Below are 23,014 nucleotides of genomic sequence, written 5' to 3' on the forward strand. Positions count from 1 at the left end.
GCTCTGTGCGGCCGGCTCTGTGCGGCCGGCTCTGTGCGGCCGGCTCTGTGCGGCCGGCTCTGTGCGGCCGGCTCTGTGCGGCCGGCTCTGTGCGGCCGGCTCTATTCGGCCTGCAGCACCAGCAGCGCCAGGTCGTCCTCGGGCGGCTGGTCGCCGAAGTCGTGGACGAGCCGGCGGATGCGTTCCGCGATCAGCTCCGCCTCCAGCCCGGCGCACCCGGTGAGGGCGGTGGCGAGGCCGTCGCCGTCGTCGAACTGGCGGATGCCGTCGCGCCGCTCGGTGACCCCGTCCGTGACGCACAGCAGGCTGTCGCCGGGCCGCAGCTCGAAGGTGTCGCTGGTGTACGTCTCGTCCTCGACGACCCCGAGCAGGGTCTGCGGCCGCGCCACCGTACGGACGCCGCCGTCCCGCCCCAGCAGCAGGGGCAGCGGGTGGCCGGCGGAGGCCAGGGTGCAGCGGACCCCGCCGCCCTCCAACGGCACGAGTTCGCCGTAGAGGAGGGACAGGAACCGGGTCTGCGGCCCGTCGCCGGGCACGGCGGGTCCGGCGAGGGCGCGGGCGGCGGCGTCGGCGGCCTCGGTGGCGTCGTCGAGGAGGAGCTGGTTGAGGCGGTCCAGGACGTCGGCGACGCGGTAGCCCTCGCGGGCCAGCAGCCGCAGCCAGGGCCGGGCGAGGCCGATGACGACGGCCGCCTCGGGTCCCTTGCCCTGGACGTCGCCGACGGCGAAGCACCAGCGGCCGTGCCCGGCCGGGAAGAGGTCGTAGAAGTCCCCGCTCGGGCCGCCCTTGTCGCACGGCTCGTAGACGAGCGCGCTGCGCACCCCCGGGATCTCCGCGACCGCGCCGGGCAACAGGCCGCGCTGGAGGACGGCGCTGATGGTGGCCTGGCGGGCGTACTGGCGGGCCGCGCCGATCGCCAGGGCGACCCGGCGGGCGAGGTCCTCGACCAGGCCGGTGATCTCGTCGGGGAAGCGCAGGATGCCGGCGCGGCCGATGACGAGGGTGCCCAGCGGGCGTCCGCCGGCGATCAGCCGGTAGGCGAGCGCGGAGCCGTGCGGGGCGCCGGGGGCGAGGGCGGCGCCGGGCCAGGGGTATGCCTCGGGCCCCGAGCGCAGGCCGTCGGAGGGGCGGGGCGGCTCCTTCTCCAGGGCCTCGCGCAGTTCCTCGATACGGTCCTCGCAGCCGTGCCAGACCCGGCCGAGGCGCGGCCCGGGCAGCCCGCCGCCCTCGCTCCAGCCGCGTCCGGTGACCTCGTCCTCCAGCCAGATCGCGCACCAGTCGGCCAGCCGTGGCACGAGCAGCTGCCCGGTGAGGGCGGCGACCAGGTTCTCGTCGAGCTGCCCGGCGAGCAGGTCGGAGGCCTCGGCGAGGAAGGACAGCGCGCCGCGGCCGAGCCAGTCCCCGTCGTGCTCGGCGCAGCGGCCCTCCGGCGCGAGGAGGGCCGCGGCGTCCAGCGCGCCCTCGGGCGCACAGCCGCCGCTGTCCTCGGGGGTCAGCCGAGCCCACACCGTCTTGGCGCCCTTGCGGTAGGTGACGCCCCACGCCTCGGCGAGCCCCGCGACCAGGCGCAGGCCCCGCCCGTACTCGTGTGCCTCGGTGGGCGTGTCCCGCGGTGGGCGGGCCGGGTGCCGGTCGGTGACCTCGACGACGAGGGCCCCGCAGCCGTCCTCCAGCCGGCAGTACAGCTCGACGTCCGTGCCGGCGTGGACGACGGCGTTGGTGACCAGCTCGCTGACGACGACCAGCGCGTCGGCGACCTGCCGCTCCCCGTCCGGCACCCACTCCTGGAACGCGGCCCGCGCCAGCGCCCGCGCGGTCCCGGGCGTGAGCGGGCCTCCGGCCAGCTTCGTGCGGAGCTCGGAGGGTCGCGCGGAGGCAGCGGTCTCCCGCTGCACCGGAATGGCCCTCATGGACAACTCCCCGGACGTATTGACCTCGGTCTGCCGTCAGAGTGACAGACGGAGCATGTCCGGAAGCAAGGAGTTACGGAAGTGGACCACGAGGGGCGACAACTGTGCTACGCACGACCGTTTTGACGCGTTATCTGCGGGGCTCGCCCCTGGGGACGCGCCCCTGGAGGCACGTCCCCAGAGGCGCCGGGAACCGTGCGACGAACCACGGCGAAGCCGCAGCCGCCGCACGACCCGCGCCGCCCCTACGCCTCGCGCGTCCCCTCGTACATCTCCTCCAGCAGGTGCCGGTACTCCCGCTCCACCACCGGCCGCTTCAGCTTCAGACTCGGCGTGATCTCCCCGTGCTCCACATCGAGGTCCCGGGGCAGCAGCCGGAACTTCTTGATGGTCTGCCACCGCTGGAGCCCGGCGTTGAGCTCCTGGATGTAGCCCTCCACCATGGCCACCGTCGCGGGCGCGGCGACGATCTCGGCGTACGACTTGCCGCCGAGGCCGTTCTCCTCGGCCCAGCCGGCGATGGCGGCCTCGTCGAGGGCGATGAGCGCGGTGCAGAAGTTCCGGTCGGCGCCGTGGACGAGGATGTTGGAGACGAACGGGCAGACCGCCTTGAACTGTCCCTCGATCTCGGTCGGCGCGACGTACTTGCCGCCGGAGGTCTTGAACAGGTCCTTCTTGCGGTCGGTGATGCGCAGGTAGCCGTCCGGGGAGAGCTCGCCGATGTCGCCGGTGTGGAACCAGCCGTCGGCCTCCAGGACCTCGGCGGTCTTGTCGGGCAGGTTGTGGTAGCCCTCCATGATGCCGGGGCCGCGCAGCAGGATCTCGCCGTCGTCGGCGATGCGCACCTCGCAGCCGGGCAGCGGCTTGCCGACGGTGCCGGTGCGGTAGGCCTCGCCGGGGTTGACGAAGGAGGCGGCGGAGGTCTCGGTGAGGCCGTAGCCCTCCAGGATGTGGATGCCGGCGCCGGAGAAGAAGTAGCCGATCTCCGGGGCGAGCGCGACCGAGCCGGAGACGCAGGCACGCAGGTTGCCGCCGAAGGCCTCGCGGATCTTGGAGTAGACGAGCGTGTCGGCGACCTTGTGCTTGGCGGCGAGGCCGAACGGCGCGGTGGCGGTGCCGGTGCGGCGGAAGTTGTCCTGGGTGACCTTGGCGTACTCGCGGGCGACCCCGGCCGCCCACTGGAAGATCTTGTACTTGGCGGCGCCGCCCGCACGGGCCTTGGCGGCGACGCCGTTGTAGACCTTCTCGAAGATGCGCGGCACGGCGGCCATGTAGGTCGGCTGGACGACCGGCAGGTTCTCGATGATCTTGTCGACGCGGCCGTCGACGGCGGTCACGTGACCGACCTCGATCTGCCCGGAGGTGAGCACCTTGCCGAAGACGTGGGCGAGCGGCAGCCACAGGTACTGCACGTCGTCGGCGGTGATCAGACCGGTCGCGGCGATCGCCTTGGCCATGTAGGACCAGTTGTCGTGCGGCAGACGCACGCCCTTGGGGCGGCCGGTGGTGCCGGAGGTGTAGATGACGGTGGCGAGCTGGTCGCTGGTGATCGCGCCGACCCGCTCCTTGATCAGCTCGGGGTCCTTCTCCAGCCGGGCCGCGCCCCGGCTCTCCAGCTCGGCGAGGGAGAGGATCCAGTCGCCGGTCTCCACGCCCTCGGCGTCGATCACCACGACATGGGTGAGCTCGGGCAGCTCGGCGCGCTTCTCGACGGCCTTGGCGAGCTGCTCGGCGTTCTCCGCGATGAGCACCCGGCTGCCCGAGTCGGCGAGGATGTACGCCGCCTCGTCCGCGTTGGTCTGCGGGTAGACCGTGGTCGTGGCCGCGCCGGCGCACATGATGCCCAGGTCGGCGAGGAGCCACTCGATGCGGGTGGCGGCCGCCAGGGCGACGCGCTGCTCGGGCTGGATGCCCAGCTCGATGAGTCCGGCCGCGACGGCGTAGACCCGCTCGGCGGCCTGGGCCCAGCTCAGCGACTTCCAGTCGTCCGGGCCCTGGCCGGAGGCGGCGGGTACGGGGTAGCGGTACGCCTCGGCATCCGGCGTCGCCGCCACGCGCTCCAGGAAGAGGCCTGCCACGGAGGGCGGACGGTTCTCGATCAGGGTCTGTGTGTCGCTCACGACATCCTCCGGGGGCCCGCGACGGTGCGGCTGGCTCAGTGGCTGTTTTCACTCACGCGCCGTTGTTTAACTCGTGAGTAACTATCGAGCAGGGACAGGGTAGAGCCCGGCCGCCCGCTGCGTAAGGGCCCGCGCCCTGTCACTTCCTACAGACACATACCCGCCACCTGCGAAGGGCCCGCCGCACTTTCGTACGACGAGCCCCTCGATGTCCGTTTTGCGGGCGTCCCCGGCGGTTACTTCTTGGCCTTGCCCGACCCCGCGCTGTCATCGCTGGACAGCACCGCGATGAAGGCCTCCTGCGGAACCTCCACCGATCCCACCATCTTCATCCGCTTCTTGCCTTCCTTCTGCTTCTCCAGCAGCTTCCGCTTACGGGAGATGTCACCGCCGTAGCACTTGGCGAGGACGTCCTTGCGGATGGCGCGGATGGTCTCGCGGGCGATGACCCGCGAGCCGATGGCGGCCTGGATGGGCACCTCGAACGCCTGCCGCGGGATGAGCTCGCGCAGCTTGGCGACGAGCCGCACGCCGTACGCGTACGCCGCGTCCTTGTGCGTGATCGCCGAGAAGGCGTCGACCTTGTCGCCGTGCAGCAGGATGTCGACCTTCACCAGGCTGGAGGTCTGCTCACCGGTGGGCTCGTAGTCGAGGGACGCGTAACCGCGCGTCTTCGACTTCAGCTGGTCGAAGAAGTCGAAGACGATCTCCGCGAGCGGCAGCGTGTAGCGGATCTCGACCCGGTCCTCGGAGAGGTAGTCCATGCCGAGGAGGGTGCCGCGCCGGGTCTGGCACAGCTCCATGATCGAGCCGATGAACTCGGTCGGCGCGAGGATCGTGGCCCGCACGACCGGCTCGTACACCTCGTTGATCTTGCCCTCGGGGAACTCGCTCGGGTTGGTGACGGTGTGCTCGCTGCCGTCCTCCATCACCACGCGGTAGACCACGTTCGGCGCGGTCGCGATCAGGTCGAGCCCGAACTCGCGCTCCAGCCGCTCCCGGATCACGTCGAGGTGCAGGAGCCCCAGGAAGCCGACGCGGAAGCCGAAGCCGAGGGCCGCGGAGGTCTCCGGCTCGTAGACGAGCGCGGCGTCGTTGAGCTGGAGCTTGTCCAGGGCCTCGCGCAGCTCGGGGTAGTCGGAGCCGTCCAGCGGATAGAGCCCGGAGAACACCATCGGCTTGGGGTCCTTGTACCCGCCGAGGGCCTCCGTCGCGCCCTTGTGCTGACTGGTGACGGTGTCACCGACCTTGGACTGGCGGACGTCCTTCACACCGGTGATCAGATAGCCCACCTCACCGACGCCGAGGCCGTCGGCGCCGAGCATCTCGGGCGAGTTGGTGCCGATCTCCAGCAGTTCGTGCGTCGCACCGGTCGACATCATCTTGATCCGCTCACGCTTGTTGAGCTGACCGTCGATGACACGGACGTACGTCACGACGCCCCGGTACGAGTCGTACACCGAGTCGAAGATCATTGCGCGCGCGGGCGCGTCCTTGACGCCGACCGGCGCCGGCACCTCGGCGACGACCTTGTCGAGCAGCGCGTCCACACCGACACCGGTCTTCGCGGACACCCTCAGCACGTCGGACGGGTCGCACCCGACCAGGTTGGCGAGCTCCTCGGCGAACTTCTCGGGCTGCGCGGCCGGCAGGTCGATCTTGTTCAGTACGGGGATGATCGTGAGGTCGTTCTCCATCGCCAGGTACAGGTTGGCGAGGGTCTGGGCCTCGATGCCCTGGGCGGCGTCGACGAGGAGGATGGTCCCCTCACAGGCGGCCAGCGACCGCGAGACCTCATAGGTGAAGTCGACGTGCCCGGGGGTGTCGATCATGTTGAGGATGTGCGTGTTGCTCTTGTCGTGGGTCGGGGCCCACGGCAGACGCACCGCCTGGGACTTGATCGTGATGCCGCGCTCGCGCTCGATGTCCATGCGGTCGAGGTACTGAGCGCGCATCTGCCGCTGCTCGACCACACCGGTCAGCTGGAGCATCCGGTCGGCGAGCGTGGACTTGCCGTGGTCGATGTGCGCGATGATGCAGAAATTGCGGATCAGAGCCGGGTCGGTACGGCTCGGCTCGGGCACATTGTTAGGGGTCGCGGGCACGCAGGGTCCTGTCTCTTGAGGCGCCTTATGCCTCGGGTCGGATCGATACGTAGCCTCCATGGTCCCACGGGCGGCGACCGGCGGCTGGTTTGGGCTGGCCGCGGGGGCACTGGTAGCCTGGGTGGCTGTGTCTCATGCCCTCTCAGCACGAGGCACGTCATCAAGAAATCACTCGGTACGGGATCCAGGGGCCGCTCGGCCCCCACGGCCCTGTGCCTGAACCTGAAAAGGCTCATTCGTGGCGAACATCAAGTCCCAGATCAAGCGGATCAAGACCAACGAGAAGGCTCGGCTGCGCAACAAGGCCGTCAAGTCCTCCCTGAAGACCGCGATCCGCAAGGCCCGCGAGGCCGCTGCCGCGGGTGACGTCGAGAAGGCCACCGAGTACCAGCGCGCCGCGTCGCGTGCGCTCGACAAGGCCGTCTCGAAGGGCGTCATCCACAAGAACCAGGCCGCCAACAAGAAGTCGGCGCTTGCTTCCAAGGTCGTTTCCCTCAAGGGCTGACCCTTTTCTGATCTGACCGCTGGAAGGACCCAGAGCGGGCCCTCTCTCATCCGCTCCCGACCAGCACAACCGGGTTCGCGCGCGGCCTGCGTTCGCCACGCGGGCGCGGACCCAGCAGCTTGAACCGAAGGCCCCGGTCCCCCTCCTTCCCCAGGACGGGCGACCGGGGCCTTCGGCGCGCGCGGGCCCGCCTGCCCCGCGATCACGTCCAGGGGCCGCCTGCCCGCGACCACGTCCAGGGGCCGCTGCCCGCGATCACGTCCAGAACTCGTCGGCCTTCTCGATGTCGTCCAGGCACTCGTCGATGTCGGTGGCCTTGTCCCCGACGATCCGGAAGACCAGGCACCCGTCCATCTCGACGCTCTTGGTTCCGCGCCGGGCCGTCGTGCGGTGCACCGCGACGGCATGTCCGCGCCCGTCCACCAGCACATTGCGCAGTTCCACCCGCAGACTGCCGCCGGTCTCCTCGAACAGCCTGCCGTAGAGCCCGACGATCGCGTCCTGCCCCTTGTAGTCACCCGAGAGCCGGTGGCTCCCGGGCACATGCTGCGTGCAGTCCGCCGTCATCAACTCCCGCAGCGCGTCCATGTCCCCCCGCTGGAACGCCTCATAGCCCTTGCGGACCAGTTGCACATGGGGATGCTCCGCCATGACGACCGCCACCTCTCCTCTTCCGGCACTGGATGGCTGCCACCCTCGATTTTCCTCCGCGGGGAGGACGGCGTCCTGCGGGAGCGGGGAGGGATGCGAGGGCGGAGCGCGAGCCGGGAGGACGCGGCGTCCTGAGGGCCCCTCTGCGGGCGGGAGCTGGGCGTCCGGAGGCGGATCTGCGGCGTTCCGGGGTCCCGGCGCGGAGGAGATGGGCCTGCGGCGTCCCTGCCGGGGTCCCGGCGCGGAGGCGATGAGCCAGCGGCGTCCCGGGGTCCCGGCGCGGAGGCGATGAGCCTGCGGCGTTACGGAATGCCGGCGTGCCCGGGGACGGCCTGCGCGCGCGAAGGGCTCGGCCTCGTGGAGGGCGCTTCCAGGAGGGCCCTCTTGGTAACGCCCGCGCCGCCCGGAGGGCTCAGCGGCCTCGGGAGCGGGCCGCTCGGGCGATGATCACCACGGCTTTCTCCAGGGCGTACTCGGGGTCGTCGCCGCCGCCCTTCACACCGGCGTCGGCCTCGGCCACGGCGCGCAGCGCGACGGCCACCCCGTCGGGTGTCCAGCCGCGCATCTGCTGGCGCACCCGGTCGATCTTCCAGGGGGGCATGCCCAGCTCACGAGCGAGATCGGCGGGCCGGCCTCCTCGGGCGGAGGACAGCTTCCCGATCGCCCGCACACCCTGCGCGAGCGCACTGGTGATCATCACCGGGGCCACACCGGTCGACAACGACCACCGCAGCGCCTCCAGCGCCTCGGCAGCCCTGCCCTCCACCGCCCGGTCGGCGACCGTGAAGCTCGACGCCTCGGCACGGCCGGTGTAGTACCGCCCGACGACGGCCTCGTCGATGGTCCCCTCGACATCCGCGACCAGCTGCGACACGGCGGAGGCCAGCTCCCGCAGATCACTGCCGATGGCGTCGACGAGCGCCTGGCATGCCTCGGGCGTCGCGGACCGCCCCTTCGCCCGGAACTCCTGCCGCACGAACGCCAGCCGGTCGGCCGGCTTGGTCATCTTCGGGCAGGCGATCTCCCGCGCCCCGACCTTGCGCGCGGCGTCCAGCAGCCCCTTGCCCTTGGCGCCACCGGCGTGCAGCAGCACCAGCGTGATCTCCTCCGCCGGCGCGGAGAGATACGCCTTCACATCCTTGATGGTGTCGGCCGACAGGTCCTGCGCGTTGCGTACGACCACGACCTTGCGCTCGGCGAAGAGCGACGGACTCGTCAGCTCCGCGAGCGTGCCGGGCTGCAACTGGTCCGGGGTCAGATCCCGTACGTCCGTGTCGGCGTCGGCGGCCTTCGCCGCGGCCACCACCTCCTGCACCGCACGGTCCAGCAGAAGGTCCTCCTGCCCCACGGCAACCGTCACCGGGGCAAGAGGGTCGTCATTCGCAGTCTTCCTGGCCATCGCCCCAAGCATGTCACGCCCCACCGACAACGAACCCCGCGAGCGAGCCGGCCCCACGGCGCACAGCCGGCTCCTGCCTCATTCCCCGGGTCGGGTGGCGCGGTCTACGGCTCCTCGCGCCACCCGTCCCACTCCCCGGCGAACTCATCGAGCTCCCGAGGATCGAGCCGCCCCTCCTCGTCCCGCAGCACGACCAGCCACTGCGCGTCCTCCGCATCGTCCTCACCGGCCAGCGCGTCCCGCAGCAGCCGAGGCTCCTCATCGATGCCGAACCGCCGCCCCAGCGCCTCGGCCACCTCTTCCGCGGCATCACGATCGGGCAGCACCAGCACATGTCTCACATCACTCACGCCGACCATTTTCCGCCACACCCCCGGCCCGAGGTCCCCGAGGGCGGCCGGCGCGACAGCCACCCCGCACTGTGAGCCGCCCGGCCCGAGGTCCCCGAGGGCGGCCGGCGCGACAGCTACCCCGCACTCTGAGCCCCCCGCACCACCGGAACCCGCTCCAGCACGATCCCGAACCGCTCCCGATACGCCGCCAGCACCTCCTCCTCCGACCCCAGCTCCGTCACCTCCCGCGCACCTCCAGGCGCGGTCACCGTCAGGCTCCGTCCACTGAGCGTGATCCGCCCGCCGTCCTCCGTGATCCGCGAGCACACCAGCGACCGCTGGAAGTGCGACCGCGGCGAGGTGCTGTGCCACCACGCCCCGACGACGAAGTCGTCGAACAGCCGCGGCCGCGTCTCCAGCCGGTACTCGGCCCGCCCGTCCTTGACCACGTCGAGATCGACGAAGCCGACCGCACCACCCCGCTCCCCCACGGCATCCGGCCCGGACTCGACGATCCGGAACACCCCTCCCGGGTCGACCTGCTCACCCCGCGCCCCCAGATCGAGCGGCAGATGGCTGTGCGCCCCGAACCCGACGTCCGCCAGCCACTCACCACCGTCCACCGTCCCTACCCGCAGCGCGAGATGGTCGTACGGAATCCCCGTCCTCCCCTCGTCCCCGTACACCCGCGCCGCGAGGTACGTCACGTCGTACCCCAGCGCGGCCAGCAACGCCCCGAAAGCGCCGTTGAGTTCGTAGCAGAAGCCGCCTCTGCGCGCCCCCACCACCTTGTCCAGCAGCGCCTTCTCCTCCAGCGCGATCTCCTCGCCCAGGTGGATCGACAGGTTCTCGAAGGGCACGGTCCGCAGATGCCGCAGATGCAGCTCCCGCAGGGCGCCGACGGTGGGCCGGTCGGGACGTTCGGCTCCGATACGGCGGAGATAGGCCTCGATCTGTGCGGAGTTCATACCCTCAGTCTCGCGCCACCCGCATCTCCTCCCCCGCCCCGGTCACCGCGACCGCCCCACCGGCGTCCGTCCGCAGCACCACCGCGCCCCCGGCCCGCAGCGCGGCGACCGTGCCAGGGGCCGGATGCCCGTACGGGTTGTCCGCCCCAGCGGAGATGAGCGCGAGCCGCGGCGCCACCCGCCGTATCAGGTCCGGGTCCTGGTAGGCCGAGCCGTGATGGGCGACCTTCAGCACGTCCACCTCCCCGAACAGCCGGGCCGCGGGCGACCTCGACAAGGCCCGCTGCGCGGGCGGTTCGAGATCCCCCAGCAGCAGCATCCGCAGCCCCGCCGACCGCACGAACAGCGTCACGCTCGCGTCGTTCGGCCCCTCGGGCTCCCTCATCTGCACCGGCGGGGCCACACCACCGCTCCGGCTCCAAGGCACCGGCGGGGCCGTGCCACCACCCCGGCTCCCCGCCACCGACCCGGCCGCGCCACCACCCGGGCTCCAGGACGCCGGCGGCCACACCACCTGCCACGTCAGCTCACCCGTGCGCCGCCGTTCACCCGCCACGGCCCGGGTGACCGGGATCCGCCGCGCGGCCGCCTCCCTGCGCACGAACTCCACCTGCTCCGCGGGCTCCTCGAATCCGGTCGTCTGGATCTCCCCCACCGACCGGCCCCGCAACACCCCCGCCAGCCCTGCCACATGGTCGGCGTGGAAGTGCGTCAGCACCACCAGAGGTACCTTGGTGACACCGAGCGTCCGCAGACAGCGGTCGACCGGTTCCGGATCGGGCCCCGCGTCGACCACGACCCCACTGCCCGCCCCCGCCGCCAGCACCAGCGCATCGCCCTGCCCCACATCGCACATCGCCAGCCGCCAGCCCGGCGGCGGCCAGCCCTTGATCACCCCGGCCAACGGCGGCGGCTGCACCACCACCAGCAACAGCAGCACCCCGCACACCGCGCACAGCCACGGCCGACCGAGCAACCGCCTCCCGACGAACAACACCCCCACCGTGACGAGCGCGAGCAACGCCGCTCCAGCCCAGCCTTCCGGCCAGTCCACACCCCCACCTGGCAGCGCCGCCCCGGCACGAGCCACGTCCGCGATCCACCCCGCCGGCCAACCCGCCAGCCACGCCAGCCCCTTGGCCACCGGCATCGCCACCGGCGCCACCGCCAGCGCGGCGAAGCCCAGTACCGTCGCCGGTGCCACCGCGAACTCCGCGAACAGGTTGCACGGCACCGCCACCAGGCTGACCCGTGCCGACAGCACCACCACGACCGGCGCGCACAGCGCCTGAGCCGCCCCGGCCGCCGCCAGCCCCTCCGCCACCCGCGGCGGAACCCCGCGCCGCCGCAGAGCCGCGCTCCAGCGCGGCGCGACCGTCAACAGAGCGCCCGTCGCCAGCACCGACAGCAGGAACCCGTAACTGCGAGCCAGCCAGGGGTCGTACAGCACCAGCAGCAGAACTGCCGTCGCCAACGCCGGGATCAGCGATCTACGGCGTCCGGTGACCAGCGCCAGCAGCGCGACCGACCCGCAGGCGGCGGCCCGCAGCACGCTCGGGTCCGGCCGGCACACCACCACGAACCCCAGCGTCAGCACCCCGCCCAGCACGGCCGTCGTCCGCAGCGAGATGCCCAGGCGCGGCGCGAGCCCGCGGCGCTCGACCCGCTGCGCCAGGCCCGGAGGGCCGAGCAACAGGGCCAGCACGATCGTGAGGTTGCTTCCCGACACCGCCAGCAGATGCGCCAGGTCGGTCTCCTTGAACGCCTCGTCCAGCTCCGGCGTGATCCGCGAGGTGTCCCCGACGACCAGCCCGGGCAACAACGCCCGCGCATCCGCGGACAACCCCTCGGTCGCCTCCCGCAGCCCCGCCCTCAACCGGCCCGCGAGACGCTGCGCCCCCGACGGCCGGCCCACCACCTCCGGCGCCCAGGAGCCCCGCACCCGCAGCACCCCGGCGATCCGGTCACCCCCCATCACCGCCGGCGCGAGCCGTCCGGTCACCCGCAGCCGCGTCGAGGGCAGCAGACCCAGCCAAGGCGACGACACCGGGCTCGCCGCCGTGGCGGACGCGCCCTCGTGCTCCCGAGCGTCGACCATCAGCAGCACGGGCGTCCGCGTCACGGACTCCGCCCCGCCCAGTGACTCGACCTTGCGCACCTCCGCCTGGATCAGCACTACACCCGGCGCCATGCGGTTCCCCCTGACCCGAGGTCTGGACAGCCGCGGATCGGAGGTGACCTCGACCTCCGCCGTCACCGTGGCGAACTGCCGCACCAGTCCCGGCACAGGGCCGCGCCGCAGGTCGGCCCCGTGCAGCCCCGCGGAGGCGGCAGCCGCGGCGACACAGAGCAGCACAGCCGCCACCGCCCCGAACGACCACCCACGCCGGCCGGGATCCCGGCCTCCCCGGCGCATCCCCCGCCCCCACATCCGGAGCAGCACCCCTGCCACGGCCAGGCAGCCGATCGTCACACCGGTCCCCCACTCCGGCGACGCGCCGAGCATGAGTGCGGCCGTCACCCAGGCCGCCACCGCCGGCGGGACGAGCCTCAGATCGGCCGGTGCCTCCTGCCGGGGGTGGGCGGCCCCCAGGCGTCTACCGGACGCGCTGTGCACTGCCCGGCGCGCACCGGAGGCCAGGGAGTCGGGAGCCCCCGCGCTCATGGCCGCACCAGGTCGCGCAGATCGGCGAAGCGGCGTTCCCCGATGCCGTTGACCTCACGCAACTCGTCGACCGAGCGGAAACCCCCGTGCTGGGTGCGGTAGTCGACGATGTGCTGGGCGAGCACAGGGCCCACCCCGGGCAGGCCGTCCAACTGCTCGATCGTGGCGGTAGTGAGGGATACAGGCGCCATGGGCCCGGCCAGAGCGCCGGAACCCGGTGGCACCCCGCCGACCGTTCCCCCGGAGCCGGGGCCGGAGCCGGAAGCGGAACCGGAGCCAGGGACGATGGCGGTGCCGGTGCCCGCCACGGCCGGGCCGCCGACGATCACCTGCTCCCCGTCCATCAGGAAGCGGGCGCGATTGAGTCCGTCGACGTTCGTGCCGGGCCGCACCCCTCCGGCCGCCCGCAGCGCGTCCGCGACCCGCGACCCGGCCGGCAGCCGGTGGACACCGGGTTCCCGGACCTTGCCGCTGACGTCCACGACGATCTCGGCCGGCGCCCCCGCCGCCCCCACGGCCGACGCCCCATCCGAACCCTCTACCGGCGCGCTGACCGGTGGGGAACCCGGCCCGGTGGCCTCACCCGGCTGCTGCTCCTCGTACGAACCGGCCGCGCGCACGATCTCGGGCGCCCGGACCGGCTGGGTGCGTCCGCTCCAGAAGTGCTGCACCGCAAGTCCCGCCGCCACGACCAGCACCACCGCGAGCGCGGCCACGCTCCGCCGCTCCAGCCCGCACCTGGCCTGCAGCCACACCGGCATCCGCTCCCGCAGCGCGAGCCCGGCCCGGCCCCGTAAGCCATGGCCGTCACCGCGGGCGGCGGGAACGGCACCGGCCGCCTCTCCGCCGGTCTCCCCGTCGGGTGCCGGCTCCTCTTCCTCCACCGCCTCCTTCGGCCACGTCGGCGGGGAGCCCCGTTCCACCGCCCGGGGTGGCCCGGCTCCCACCTCCCTGCGCTGTGCGGGCCGTTGCACGAACAGCGCCTCAGCGCGGCGTCGCAGTTCATCGGCGGACCGGTGGTGGCCCTGCCTGGCCCGGACGGGCCGGCGGCGGTGACGGTGTCGAATGCGGCCGTCGGAGGACGGGGCCCGACCGGGCCCACTCGTCGCGGACGGCGTACGTGGATGTGATCGAAGTGCCATGCCCCGAGCATCACGCAGATCGAAGCCCCAGGACGTGCCCGCTCAAGTTCCGTGGAACACCGCCGAGTTGTGGATAACTCCGCCACCCGAACGAGTGACTCCGCTCTCTCATCCCACTTCACCTCGCCGCAGCGGGCAGCACTCACAGTCCGGCCGAAGCCGGAAGCAGCGCGCCCCACGGCCCCTCAGCGCGCCGACACCACGACCCCGAGCAGCCCAGGCCCCGTGTGCGCCCCGATCACCGCCCCGACCTCACTGACATGCAGGTCGCCCAGCCCCGGCACCCGCTCACGCAGCCGGTCCGCCAACGCGCCGGCCCGGTCGGGGGCGGCGAGATGGTGCACCGCGATGTCGACCTGTGCGGCGCCGGCCCGGTCGACGACCAGTTCCTCCAGGCGGGCGATCGCCCGGGACGCCGTGCGGACCTTCTCCAGCGGGCCGATGCGGCCGTCCTCCAGCTGGAGCAGCGGCTTCACGGCGAGCGCGGAGCCGAAGAGCGCCTGTGCGGCACCGATCCGGCCGCCGCGGCGCAGGAAGTCGAGCGTGTCGACGTAGAAGTAGGCGCAGGTGCCGGCGGCTCGCTTCTCCGCGGCGGTGACGGCGTCGTCCACCGTGCCGCCCGACTCGGCGGTCTCGGCCGCGGTGACCGCGCAGAAGCCGAGCGCCATCGCCACCATGCCGGTGTCCACCACCCGCACCGGAACAGGTGCCTCGCGGGCCGCGAGCACCGCCGCGTCGTAGGTGCCGGACAGTTCCGCGGACAGGTGCAGCGAGACGATGCCGGTGGCGCCGGACTCGGCGACCTTGCGGTAGTGCTGGGCGAAGACCTCGGGGCCGGGGCGCGAAGTGGTGACGGGGCGTCGTTTCTGCAGGGCCTGGGCCAGCGACCGGGTGGAGATCTCGGTGCCCTCTTCGAGCGCCTGGTCGCCGAGCACCACGGTCAGCGGGACCGCGGTGATGCCGTGACGCTCCATCGTCCGCTGCGGCAGGTAGGCCGTGGAATCCGTGACGATCGCGACATGGCGGGACATGAGCTGGAGGTTACCTGGCGTAGCGCCCGCGCGGCAGTCCGGGCCCGCTGACCAGGGCCGCAGCGGTGTCCTCAGGTGGTGCTTTCGGGTCGGGGCTTCTTCTGCCAGGGGTGGACGGGACGCTGTCCGGGCGGGGTGATGGCCTGCCGCGCCGACTCCTCGGCCTCCTCGGCCGGCCGGCCCTGCGCGGGGGTGTTTCTCGGCGAAGCCTGTCGGGACGGCGCACCGTCGGCGCCGGGTGCCGCGGGCCACGGGGGCGGCGGTGCGGTGGACTCGGCGGATTCGGCGGTCGTCCAGTGCCGGAGGGCGCCCGCCTCCAGGTCGATCTGCGAGCTCAGCGCGTCCAGGTCGTCGTCGGCGAAACGGCGTGCCCGGTCGCGGGCGGCCCAGCGGAGGGAGTCCGCCGAGCGTGTGATGCGCTCGGTGCGTTCGCGCAGTGCGGGCAGCCGCTCGGCGAGCGCGGTCCGGTCCGGCTCCGACTCCAGGCGCCGTAGGTCGGCGTCCAGCTCGTGACCGTGGGCGCTGAGGCGTTCGAAGAGGCCGAGGGACTCCTTGAGGGACTCGTCGTCGGCCACGCCCGCGTGCAGAGCGTCCTGCGTGGCGCGCATCGATGTGCGCAGCGCCAGTCGTAGTTGGGCGATCTCGCCCGCCGGGCCCGGCTGGGCGAAGGACTTGGCCCGCAGGGTGTGGTCCTCGACGGTGCGGCGGGCCTGGGTGAGGGTGCGGTCCACGCCGCGCTTGGCGGCGCCGACGACCTTCACCGTGGCGTACGCGCCCAGTGCCAGGAGCAGCGCGAAGAGCAGGACGACCACTGCGACCACCGCTTCCACGACGCTCCTCCTCCGCGCTGTCGCGGCACGCTCCGCGCCGCACTCAAACGGTAAACGCAACAGCCAGGCCCGGAGTTCCAGAAGAACCCCGAACCTGCCCGTAGGGGACTACCCCGAGTCGCCGGCCGAAGGCCGGGCCGACCTGGTCACAGCCGCACAAACAGCCAGGCCGACCTGGTCACAGCCCCGCGGAACCCGGGCCGACCTCGTCACAGCCCCGCGGAACCCGGGCCGACCTCGTCACAGCCCCGCGGAACCCGGGCCGACCTCGTCACAGCCACGCAAACACCCAGACCGAGCCACGCAAACACCCAGACCGACCTCGCCACGGCCCCGCAGAACACCGGGGCCGACCTTGCCACGGCGACGCGAACACCCACGTCAGCACCGTACCGACGGCCGGCCCCGGCCCTGTGTGAGCCCGACGGCCGCAGCTACGCCGTGACGATGTTCACCAGCTTGGGCGCCCGCACGATCACCTTGCGGATCCCGGCACCGCCCAGCGCGGCGACGACCTTGTCGTCGGCCAGGGCCACCTTCTCCAGCTCCTCGTCGGAGATGGCCGGCGGCACCTCCAGGCGGGCCTTGACCTTGCCCTTGACCTGGACGACACAGGTGACGGTCTCGTCCACGACGTACGCCGGGTCGGCGACGGGGAAGTCCCGGTGCACCACGGAGTCGGTGTGGCCCAGCTTGCGCCACAGCTCCTCGGCGATGTGCGGCGCCAGCGGCGCGATCAGCAGCACCAGGGCCTCGGCCACGGACCGCGGCACGGCCCCGCCGGTCTTGGTCAGGTGGTTGTTCAGCTCGGTGATCTTGGCGATGGCGGTGTTGAAGCGCATGCCCTCCAGGTCGCCGCGGACGCCGTCGATCGCCTTGTGCAGGGCACGCAGCGTGTCCTCGTCGGGCTCGGCGTCAACGACGGTGGCCTCGCCGGTCGTCTCGTCGACGATGTTGCGCCACAGCCGCTGCAGCAGCCGGAACTGGCCGACCACCGCGCGCGTGTCCCAGGGGCGGGAGACGTCCAGCGGGCCCATCGCCATCTCGTACAGGCGCAGCGTGTCGGCGCCGTACTCGGCGCAGATCGCCTCAGGAGTGACGGCGTTCTTCAGGGACTTGCCCATCTTGCCCAGCAGGCGGGAGACCTTCTCGCCCTGGTAGTAGAACGCGCCGTCGCGCTCCTCCACCTCGGCGGCCGGCACGGCGATGCCCCGGCTGTCGCGGTAGACGTAGGCCTGGATCATGCCCTGGTTGAACAGCTTGTGGAACGGCTCGGCCGAGGAGACGTGGCCCAGGTCGAACAGGATCTTCGACCAGAAGCGCGCGTACAGCAGGTGCAGCACCGCGTGCTCGGCGCCGCCGACGTACAGGTCGACGCCGCCGTGCGGCCGGCCCGCGCGCGGGCCCATCCAGTACTGCTCGATGGCGGGGTCGACCAGCTTCTGGTCGTTGTGCGGGTCCAGGTAGCGGAACTCGTACCAGCAGGAACCGGCCCAGTTGGGCATGGTGTTGGTCTCGCGGCGGTACTTCTTCGGCCCGTCGCCCAGGTCCAGGGTGACGTTGACCCAGTCCTCGTTGCGCGACAGCGGCGTCTCGGGCTTGGTGTCGGCGTCGTCCGGGTCGAAGGTACGGGGGGAGTAGTCCTCGACCTCGGGCAGCTCCAGCGGCAGCATCGACTCGGGCAGGGCGTGGGCGACGCCGTCCTCGTCGTAGACGATCGGGAAGGGCTCGCCCCAGTAGCGCTGGCGGCTGAACAGCCAGTCGCGCAGGCGGAAGTTGACGGTGCCCTCGCCGATGCCCTCGCGCTCCAGCCATTCGGTGATGCGGGCCTTGGCCTCGACGACGCCCAGGCCGTCCAGGGAGACGTCCGCGCCGGAGGAGTTGACGATCTTGGCCTCGTAGGAGACGAAGGCGTCGTCCCACGTGGAGGTGTCGGTGCCGCGGCCGTCGGTCGGCTCGACGACGCACTGGATCGGCAGCTCGAAGGCGCGCGCGAACTCGAAGTCGCGGGTGTCGTGGCCGGGGACGGCCATGATGGCGCCGGTGCCGTAGCCCATCAGGACGTAGTCGGCGATGAAGACGGGGATCGGCCGGCCGTTGACCGGGTTGGTGGCGTACGCGCCGATGAAGACGCCGGTCTTGTCCTTGGCCTCGGCCTGGCGCTCGACGTCGGACTTGGAGGCGGCCTGCGCGCGGTAGGCCGCGACGGCGTCGGCGGGGGTGGCGTGACCGCCGGTCCACACCTGGTGGGTGCCCTCGGGCCAGGCGTCCGGGGTGAACTTGTCGACCAGCGGGTGCTCGGGCGCCAGCACCATGTACGTCGCGCCGAACAGGGTGTCGGGGCGGGTGGTGAAGACGGTGATGCGCTCGCCGTCGATCGGGAAGTCGACGCGGGCGCCCTCGGAGCGGCCGATCCAGTTGCGCTGCTGCAGCTTGATGGCCTCGGGCCAGTCCAGCTCCTCCAGGTCCTCCAGCAGGCGGTCCGCGTAGGCGGTGATGCGCATGTTCCACTGGCGCAGCTTGGCCTTGAACACGGGGTAGTTGCCGCGCTCGGAGCGGCCGTCGGCGGTGACTTCCTCGTTGGCCAGTACGGTGCCCAGGCCGGGGCACCAGTTGACCGGGGACTCGGAGGCGTAGGCCAGGCGGAACTCGCCCAGGACGTCGGCGCGCTCGGCGGCGGTCAGCTCGTTCCACGCGCGCGTGTGGCCGGGTACGGGACGCTCACCGGACTCGAACCGGGCGATCAGCTCGGCGATCGGGCGGGCCTTGCGGGCCTCGTCGTCGTACCAGGAGTTGAAGATCTGCAGGAAGATCCACTGGGTCCACTTGTAGTAGTCCGGGTCGATCGTGGCGAACGACCGGCGCTTGTCGTGGCCCAGGCCCAGCCGGCGCAGCTGGGACTTCATGTTGTTGATGGCCGCCTCGGTGGTGATCCGAGGGTGCTCGCCGGTCTGGACGGCGTGCTGCTCGGCGGGCAGGCCGAAGGCGTCGAAGCCCAGGGTGTGCAGGACGTTGTGGCCGGTCATCCGCTGGAAGCGGGCGGTGACGTCGGTGGCGATGTACCCCAGGGGGTGGCCCACGTGCAGGCCGGCACCGGAGGGGTAGGGGAACATGTCCATGATGAACTTCTTGGGCTTGGCGACCAGCTCGGGGTCGCCCGCCAGGTCACCGCTCGGGTTCGGCGCCTCGTAGGTGCCGTCGGCGTCCCAGAAGTCCTGCCAGCGTGCCTCGATGTCCGCGGCCATGGCGGCCGTGTAGCGGTGCGGCGCGGCATCCGCCGTCATGCCGGGGGCGGCAGCGGGGTTCGTCTCGCTCATGATCCTCAAAGCTCCATCGATCGTCTCTGCCAGCGGCGTGTCACTCGGGAAACGAAAAATCCCCTCGCACAGGAGGGGACGCCGCGCCGATTCCGGCCACTCCGTTCACCCGTGGCCGGGACTGATCAGCGCGGCTCGCTAAGCAGAAGGCGTACGGCACGCATGGCGTCAGGGTACCGCAGCGGTCGAGCGGCCCGCGACGGCGTTCCACGGCGGGCGTTCCACGGCGGGCGTTGAACATCGGTCAATGGTTACTTCGCGTAACAGCCACTAAGGGGCATCACAACGAGCCCATTGTCATTTGATAACAGCGCAATAACTCAAACCTCGTACTCGCCGGTATGGCGCGACCTAGAGTGCGTCGGCGGGACCGCTTTCCCGAACCGCTCGGAGTTGCCCCCATGAACCCTCGACGTAAGTCCGCCTCGCTCCCCCAACCCGGCCGCTCGGCCTATGGAGCGGCGACGGCTGCCGCTCTGATCCTCATACCCCTGCTCGTGCTGGTCGGCGGTGACGCGTTCCGGGACTTCCTGAATTTCGGCGCCGGAGTCCTGTCCCTGGTGTCACTGAGCTGCTCGGTCATCTGGGGCCTGGTCGCCCAGGACCGGATCTTCCTGAACACGCGCCAGCGGATCGTCGGCCAGGCGGTGCACCGGACCACCGCGGTCGCCTCGATCGCCTTCCTGTTGCTGCACATCACGACCAAGATCGCCCTCGACCACGTCGAACTGGTCGCCGCGGTGATCCCCTTCTCGCTCGGCGTCACCGGCAGCGCGGGGCTGATCGGCCTGGGCAGCCTGGCCGGCCTGCTGATGATCTTCGTGGGCGTCACCGGCGCCCTGCGCGGCGCCTTCGCCTCCCCCGCCCCGGTCGCCGCACGCTGGCGGGCCATGCACATGCTCGCCTACCCGGCCTGGTGCGCCGCCCTGCTGCACGGTCTGTACGCCGGACGCGAGGCGAAGCCGGTCTTCGTCTTCCTCTACGGCCTGTCCCTGGTGGCCGTGATCGCCGCCCTGGCCCTGCGTTCCGCGCCCCGCCCGGTCAAGCGCAGGGTCGCCGACCGGATCACCGCGCTGCTCGGCACGGAGGACAGGCCCGGCCGTGAGGAACCGGCGGACGACCGCGGCAGGGCGGCGGACTCCGCGCTGCCCGGATACGGGAGGAACACCGAGGCCGGTTACCCGGCAGGCGTCGGCCGGCGCACGGCGGCCGGCTCCCACGAGGCTCCCGCCGAGCCCGCGGGCGGCTTCGCGGCCGCCTACCGCGCGGTGTCGCGGCGCCCCCGCGCGGGACAGTCGTTCACGGCCGACGAGACCGCGCGGATGGACCTGCCCGACTTCCAGAGCACCCAGTCCCTTCCGCACACGGACGGCCCCTCCTCGACCTCCGGCTCCTGGCCGATCCCGTCGCCGCCGCCGGTCGGCGAGGCCCCGCCGTCGGCGTACGACCCGCTCGCCGACACGGGATACACCGTCCCCACCTATGGCAATTCGGGCGCCGAAACCTACGGTTCGAGTGATGTGTACGACACCACTGAGTCAAACCCCCTGTACGGCACGTACAACCCGAGTGACACGTACAACAGCGGTCCCGCCACTGAACCATTCCCCGGTGCCTCCTACGACTACGAGGCACCGGGTTCGGGCGAACCTTGGAACACGCCTTCCGGAGGCTTTAAGTGAACGAGGCCCTGCCCGACGTCCCGGAAGTCCGCGTCGTCGGACTTCCGCAGCTCACGTCTGGCTTCGACCTTGTCGAACGGCTCGACCTGCCCATGCACCTGAAGGTGCACGGGCCGCTCGAACCGATGGCCGGCGAGCAGCTCGCCCAGCTCGCCGAACGCATCAACCTCAGGGGCCGCGGAGGCGCGGGTTTCCCCTTCCACAAGAAGCTGCGGTCGGTCGCCGAGTCGGCGATCCGCCGCGGCGTCAGGCCGGTCGTCGTCGTCAACGGCAGTGAGGACGAACCGGCCTGCCGCAAGGACACGGTGCTGATCAACCGTGCCCCGCATCTGATCCTGGACGGCGCGCTGCTGTGCGCCGAGGCGCTCGGCGCCCGCACGCTCGTCATCGGGGTCACCCGCGAGTCCACCCAGCGCTCGATGGAGGCCGCGCTCGCCGAGCGCGGCCTGAGCAACGGGCGAAGATCGGCTCTACGCGCGCGCGTGCAGCGCAATCCGGTGCGCATGGTCACCGGTGCCGCGGCCTCGCTGATCCGCTCCATCGACGGCGGCCCGGCGATCCCGCCCGGCCGCAAGATCAGCGCCTCGCAGAGCGGCGTCGGCGGCGCGCCGACCCTGCTGTCGAACGCCGAGACGTTCGCCCAGCTGGCCATCGCCGCCCGCATCGGCCCGGAGCGGTACGGCAATACGGGCCTGTACGACGAGCCGGGCACGGTCATGCTGACGGTCTCCGGCGCGGTCGCGCGGCCGATGGTGATCGAGGTCCCCACGGGTGTGCCGCTGCGCTACGTCCTGCAGCTGGCTGGCGCCCCGCCGGTGCCGCAGGGGGTGCTGACCGGCGGCTACCACGGCAAGTGGATCGACGCGGCGACCGTGAACGAGGCGATCGTCTCCCGCAACTCCCTGGAAGCGGTGGGCGGTTCACTGGGCGCCGGTGCGATCCTGCCGATCAGTCAGGAGACCTGCGCCCTGGGCGAGTCGCTGCGGGTCGCGCAGTGGCTCGCGGAGGAGAGCGCCGGCCAGTGCGGCCCCTGCTACCTCGGACTGCCCGCCGCCGCGCGCGGGCTGGAGGACATCCTGAGCGGCGGCGGCCCGGCGGCGCTGGAGGCGGTGAAGCAGGTCGCCAGGAACGTGAAGAGGCGCGGTGCGTGCTCGCACCCGGACGGCTCGGCGATGTTCCTGGAGTCGACCATCAAGGCGTTCACCGACGACCTCGCCGCGCATGTCCTCGGCAACGGCTGCGGACGGCCCGTGCACGGCGTTCTGCCGCTCTTCGAGGGCGGCAGGGCCCCCACGGGCATCCCGGGCGGCGGCGAGGCCCAGGAGAGCGGTCCCAGCCGCCAGAAGATCTACGTCGACTGGACGCTGTGCCGGGGCCACGGCCTGTGCGCGGACATCCTGCCGGAGGTCTTCGAGCTGGGCGCGGACGGCTTCCCCACCGTCGCCCAGGCCGCGGTGCCCCGCTACGCCGAGGCGAAGGCGCTGCGCGCGGTACGCCGCTGCCCGGCGCTGGCGCTGCGGATCGAGGAGGACACGCGCGCGCAGCCGCCGGCCCGCAACACCCTGCCGGTGCTGTCGCAGGGCCGCGGCCGGCGCGCCCTCGGGCGCTGAGCGCCGTAGCGGAAACGAAAGATCCCGCCGGACCGATCGGTCCGGCGGGATCTTGTCTGTGGAGCTAAGGAGAATTGAACTCCTGACCTCCTGCATGCCATGCAGGCGCTCTACCAACTGAGCTATAGCCCCTTGCGGTGTGTCGTCCGCTTCGTTTCCCTCTCGGGCCCCCTCGCGGCGACACAGAGAACATTACACGGTCCTCCCGGCGGAACAAAAATCGTTTCCGCCCTGCACCACTGGATCACCGGATGTCCGGTATGACGCAGGGGCCCGACGCGGGACCGCCGGGTCCGGCGTCAGGCCGTGACGAACGAGTAGAACCGCTTGAGGGTGCAGTGCTCCTCCAGGAGCCGGCCGTAGATCGGCTCGCCCTCCAGCTCGCGGTAGGTCTCGATCGGGTCGCCTTTTATGATCAGCGCCCGCGCGCATTCCTCGCACCAGTACTGGTAGTCGGGGTTCACCGGTTCCATGTCCCGGACGATCGGCGTACCGCTGCCGCACCAGTCGCACTTCCGCCTGTGTGCACCCATCGATCAGCTCCAGCTGTGGCCGCAGGCCGTGCACACGTAGGAGATCCCGCCGTTGTCGCCGAGCACTTGGGCGACATGCGCGGAACCGCAGGAAGGGCAGCTGAGCCGGGTGGCTGTGTTCCGTGTCAACGCTGCTTCGCCGAGGAGGTGGCCGACCTCCTCGAGGATGCTCGCAGGCATCGCTACTCCCTCCCGTCGGGCCGCGCCCCCTTCC

At 71.8% G+C, this 23,014-nt stretch carries 17 protein-coding genes and 1 tRNA gene; 3 read left to right on the plus strand and 15 right to left on the minus strand.

Annotated features, from left to right (window positions below):
* Window positions 1-101 precede the first annotated feature (101 nt).
* From ACIGXJ_RS04220 to lepA, 3 genes are all read right to left on the minus strand, one after another.
* Complete coding sequence (locus tag ACIGXJ_RS04220; protein ID WP_399641412.1) at window positions 102-1,910, minus strand: SpoIIE family protein phosphatase; 1,809 nt, start codon at window positions 1,908-1,910, stop codon at window positions 102-104.
* A gap of 245 nt (window positions 1,911-2,155) precedes the next feature.
* Window positions 2,156-4,030: an AMP-dependent synthetase/ligase gene (locus ACIGXJ_RS04225; protein ID WP_399641414.1), complete on the minus strand. Its 1,875-nt coding sequence runs from the start codon at window positions 4,028-4,030 to the stop codon at window positions 2,156-2,158.
* 236 nt (window positions 4,031-4,266) lie between these two features.
* Complete coding sequence (lepA, locus tag ACIGXJ_RS04230; protein ID WP_399641416.1) at window positions 4,267-6,135, minus strand: translation elongation factor 4; 1,869 nt, start codon at window positions 6,133-6,135, stop codon at window positions 4,267-4,269.
* Between the two features lie 238 nt (window positions 6,136-6,373).
* On the opposite strand from lepA, the gene rpsT reads away from it, so the two are divergent.
* Complete coding sequence (gene rpsT / locus ACIGXJ_RS04235) at window positions 6,374-6,640, plus strand: 30S ribosomal protein S20 (protein WP_399641418.1); 267 nt, start codon at window positions 6,374-6,376, stop codon at window positions 6,638-6,640.
* A 255-nt stretch (window positions 6,641-6,895) separates the two neighbouring features.
* On the opposite strand, the gene ACIGXJ_RS04240 is transcribed toward rpsT, so the two are convergent.
* The 9 genes from ACIGXJ_RS04240 to leuS all read right to left on the minus strand — a co-directional run bounded on the left by ACIGXJ_RS04240 (window position 6,896) and on the right by leuS (window position 18,975).
* Window positions 6,896-7,291: a nuclear transport factor 2 family protein gene (locus ACIGXJ_RS04240; protein ID WP_399641420.1), complete on the minus strand. Its 396-nt coding sequence runs from the start codon at window positions 7,289-7,291 to the stop codon at window positions 6,896-6,898.
* Between the two features lie 412 nt (window positions 7,292-7,703).
* Window positions 7,704-8,690 carry a DNA polymerase III subunit delta gene (gene holA / locus ACIGXJ_RS04245; RefSeq protein ID WP_399641421.1) on the minus strand — a complete coding sequence of 329 codons (987 nt, stop codon included), beginning with the start codon at window positions 8,688-8,690 and terminating at the stop codon, window positions 7,704-7,706.
* A 104-nt stretch (window positions 8,691-8,794) separates the two neighbouring features.
* Window positions 8,795-9,040, minus strand: coding sequence for a hypothetical protein (locus ACIGXJ_RS04250; protein WP_399641422.1), 246 nt, complete (start codon window positions 9,038-9,040; stop codon window positions 8,795-8,797).
* 116 nt (window positions 9,041-9,156) lie between these two features.
* The gene (locus ACIGXJ_RS04255) at window positions 9,157-9,990 is read right to left on the minus strand and encodes an arylamine N-acetyltransferase (RefSeq protein ID WP_399641424.1); all 834 of its coding nucleotides are present in this window, start codon (window positions 9,988-9,990) and stop codon (window positions 9,157-9,159) included.
* A gap of 4 nt (window positions 9,991-9,994) precedes the next feature.
* The gene (locus tag ACIGXJ_RS04260) at window positions 9,995-12,655 is read right to left on the minus strand and encodes a ComEC/Rec2 family competence protein (RefSeq protein ID WP_399641426.1); all 2,661 of its coding nucleotides are present in this window, start codon (window positions 12,653-12,655) and stop codon (window positions 9,995-9,997) included.
* Window positions 12,652-13,797 carry a helix-hairpin-helix domain-containing protein gene (locus tag ACIGXJ_RS04265; protein ID WP_399641427.1) on the minus strand — a complete coding sequence of 382 codons (1,146 nt, stop codon included), beginning with the start codon at window positions 13,795-13,797 and terminating at the stop codon, window positions 12,652-12,654. Before ACIGXJ_RS04265 ends, ACIGXJ_RS04260 begins: the two co-directional genes overlap by 4 nt.
* A gap of 185 nt (window positions 13,798-13,982) precedes the next feature.
* A complete protein-coding gene (locus ACIGXJ_RS04270; RefSeq protein WP_399641429.1) occupies window positions 13,983-14,828 on the minus strand; it encodes a DegV family protein in 846 nt (281 codons plus the stop codon).
* 71 nt (window positions 14,829-14,899) lie between these two features.
* Window positions 14,900-15,658, minus strand: a complete 759-nt coding sequence (locus ACIGXJ_RS04275; protein ID WP_399641431.1) for a hypothetical protein — start codon at window positions 15,656-15,658, stop codon at window positions 14,900-14,902.
* A gap of 434 nt (window positions 15,659-16,092) precedes the next feature.
* Window positions 16,093-18,975 carry a leucine--tRNA ligase gene (leuS, locus tag ACIGXJ_RS04280; RefSeq protein ID WP_399641433.1) on the minus strand — a complete coding sequence of 961 codons (2,883 nt, stop codon included), beginning with the start codon at window positions 18,973-18,975 and terminating at the stop codon, window positions 16,093-16,095.
* 401 nt (window positions 18,976-19,376) lie between these two features.
* On the opposite strand from leuS, the gene ACIGXJ_RS04285 reads away from it, so the two are divergent.
* Window positions 19,377-20,657, plus strand: coding sequence for a cytochrome b/b6 domain-containing protein (locus ACIGXJ_RS04285; protein ID WP_399641435.1), 1,281 nt, complete (start codon window positions 19,377-19,379; stop codon window positions 20,655-20,657).
* Window positions 20,654-22,267: an NADH-ubiquinone oxidoreductase-F iron-sulfur binding region domain-containing protein gene (locus ACIGXJ_RS04290; protein WP_399641437.1), complete on the plus strand. Its 1,614-nt coding sequence runs from the start codon at window positions 20,654-20,656 to the stop codon at window positions 22,265-22,267. The genes ACIGXJ_RS04285 and ACIGXJ_RS04290 overlap by 4 nt, the downstream gene beginning before the upstream one ends.
* A gap of 59 nt (window positions 22,268-22,326) precedes the next feature.
* On the opposite strand, the gene ACIGXJ_RS04295 is transcribed toward ACIGXJ_RS04290, so the two are convergent.
* The 3 genes from ACIGXJ_RS04295 to ACIGXJ_RS04305 form a co-directional block, all read right to left on the minus strand.
* Window positions 22,327-22,399 (minus strand) — tRNA-Ala (locus ACIGXJ_RS04295).
* A gap of 167 nt (window positions 22,400-22,566) precedes the next feature.
* Window positions 22,567-22,800: a hypothetical protein gene (locus tag ACIGXJ_RS04300; protein ID WP_003976229.1), complete on the minus strand. Its 234-nt coding sequence runs from the start codon at window positions 22,798-22,800 to the stop codon at window positions 22,567-22,569.
* A gap of 3 nt (window positions 22,801-22,803) precedes the next feature.
* A complete protein-coding gene (locus tag ACIGXJ_RS04305) occupies window positions 22,804-22,980 on the minus strand; it encodes a hypothetical protein (protein ID WP_399641439.1) in 177 nt (58 codons plus the stop codon).
* Window positions 22,981-23,014: the final 34 nt, after the last annotated feature.

It is taken from the genome of Streptomyces sp. NPDC053367 (assembly GCF_044545925.1).
Taxonomy (GTDB): Bacteria; Actinomycetota; Actinomycetes; order Streptomycetales; family Streptomycetaceae; genus Streptomyces.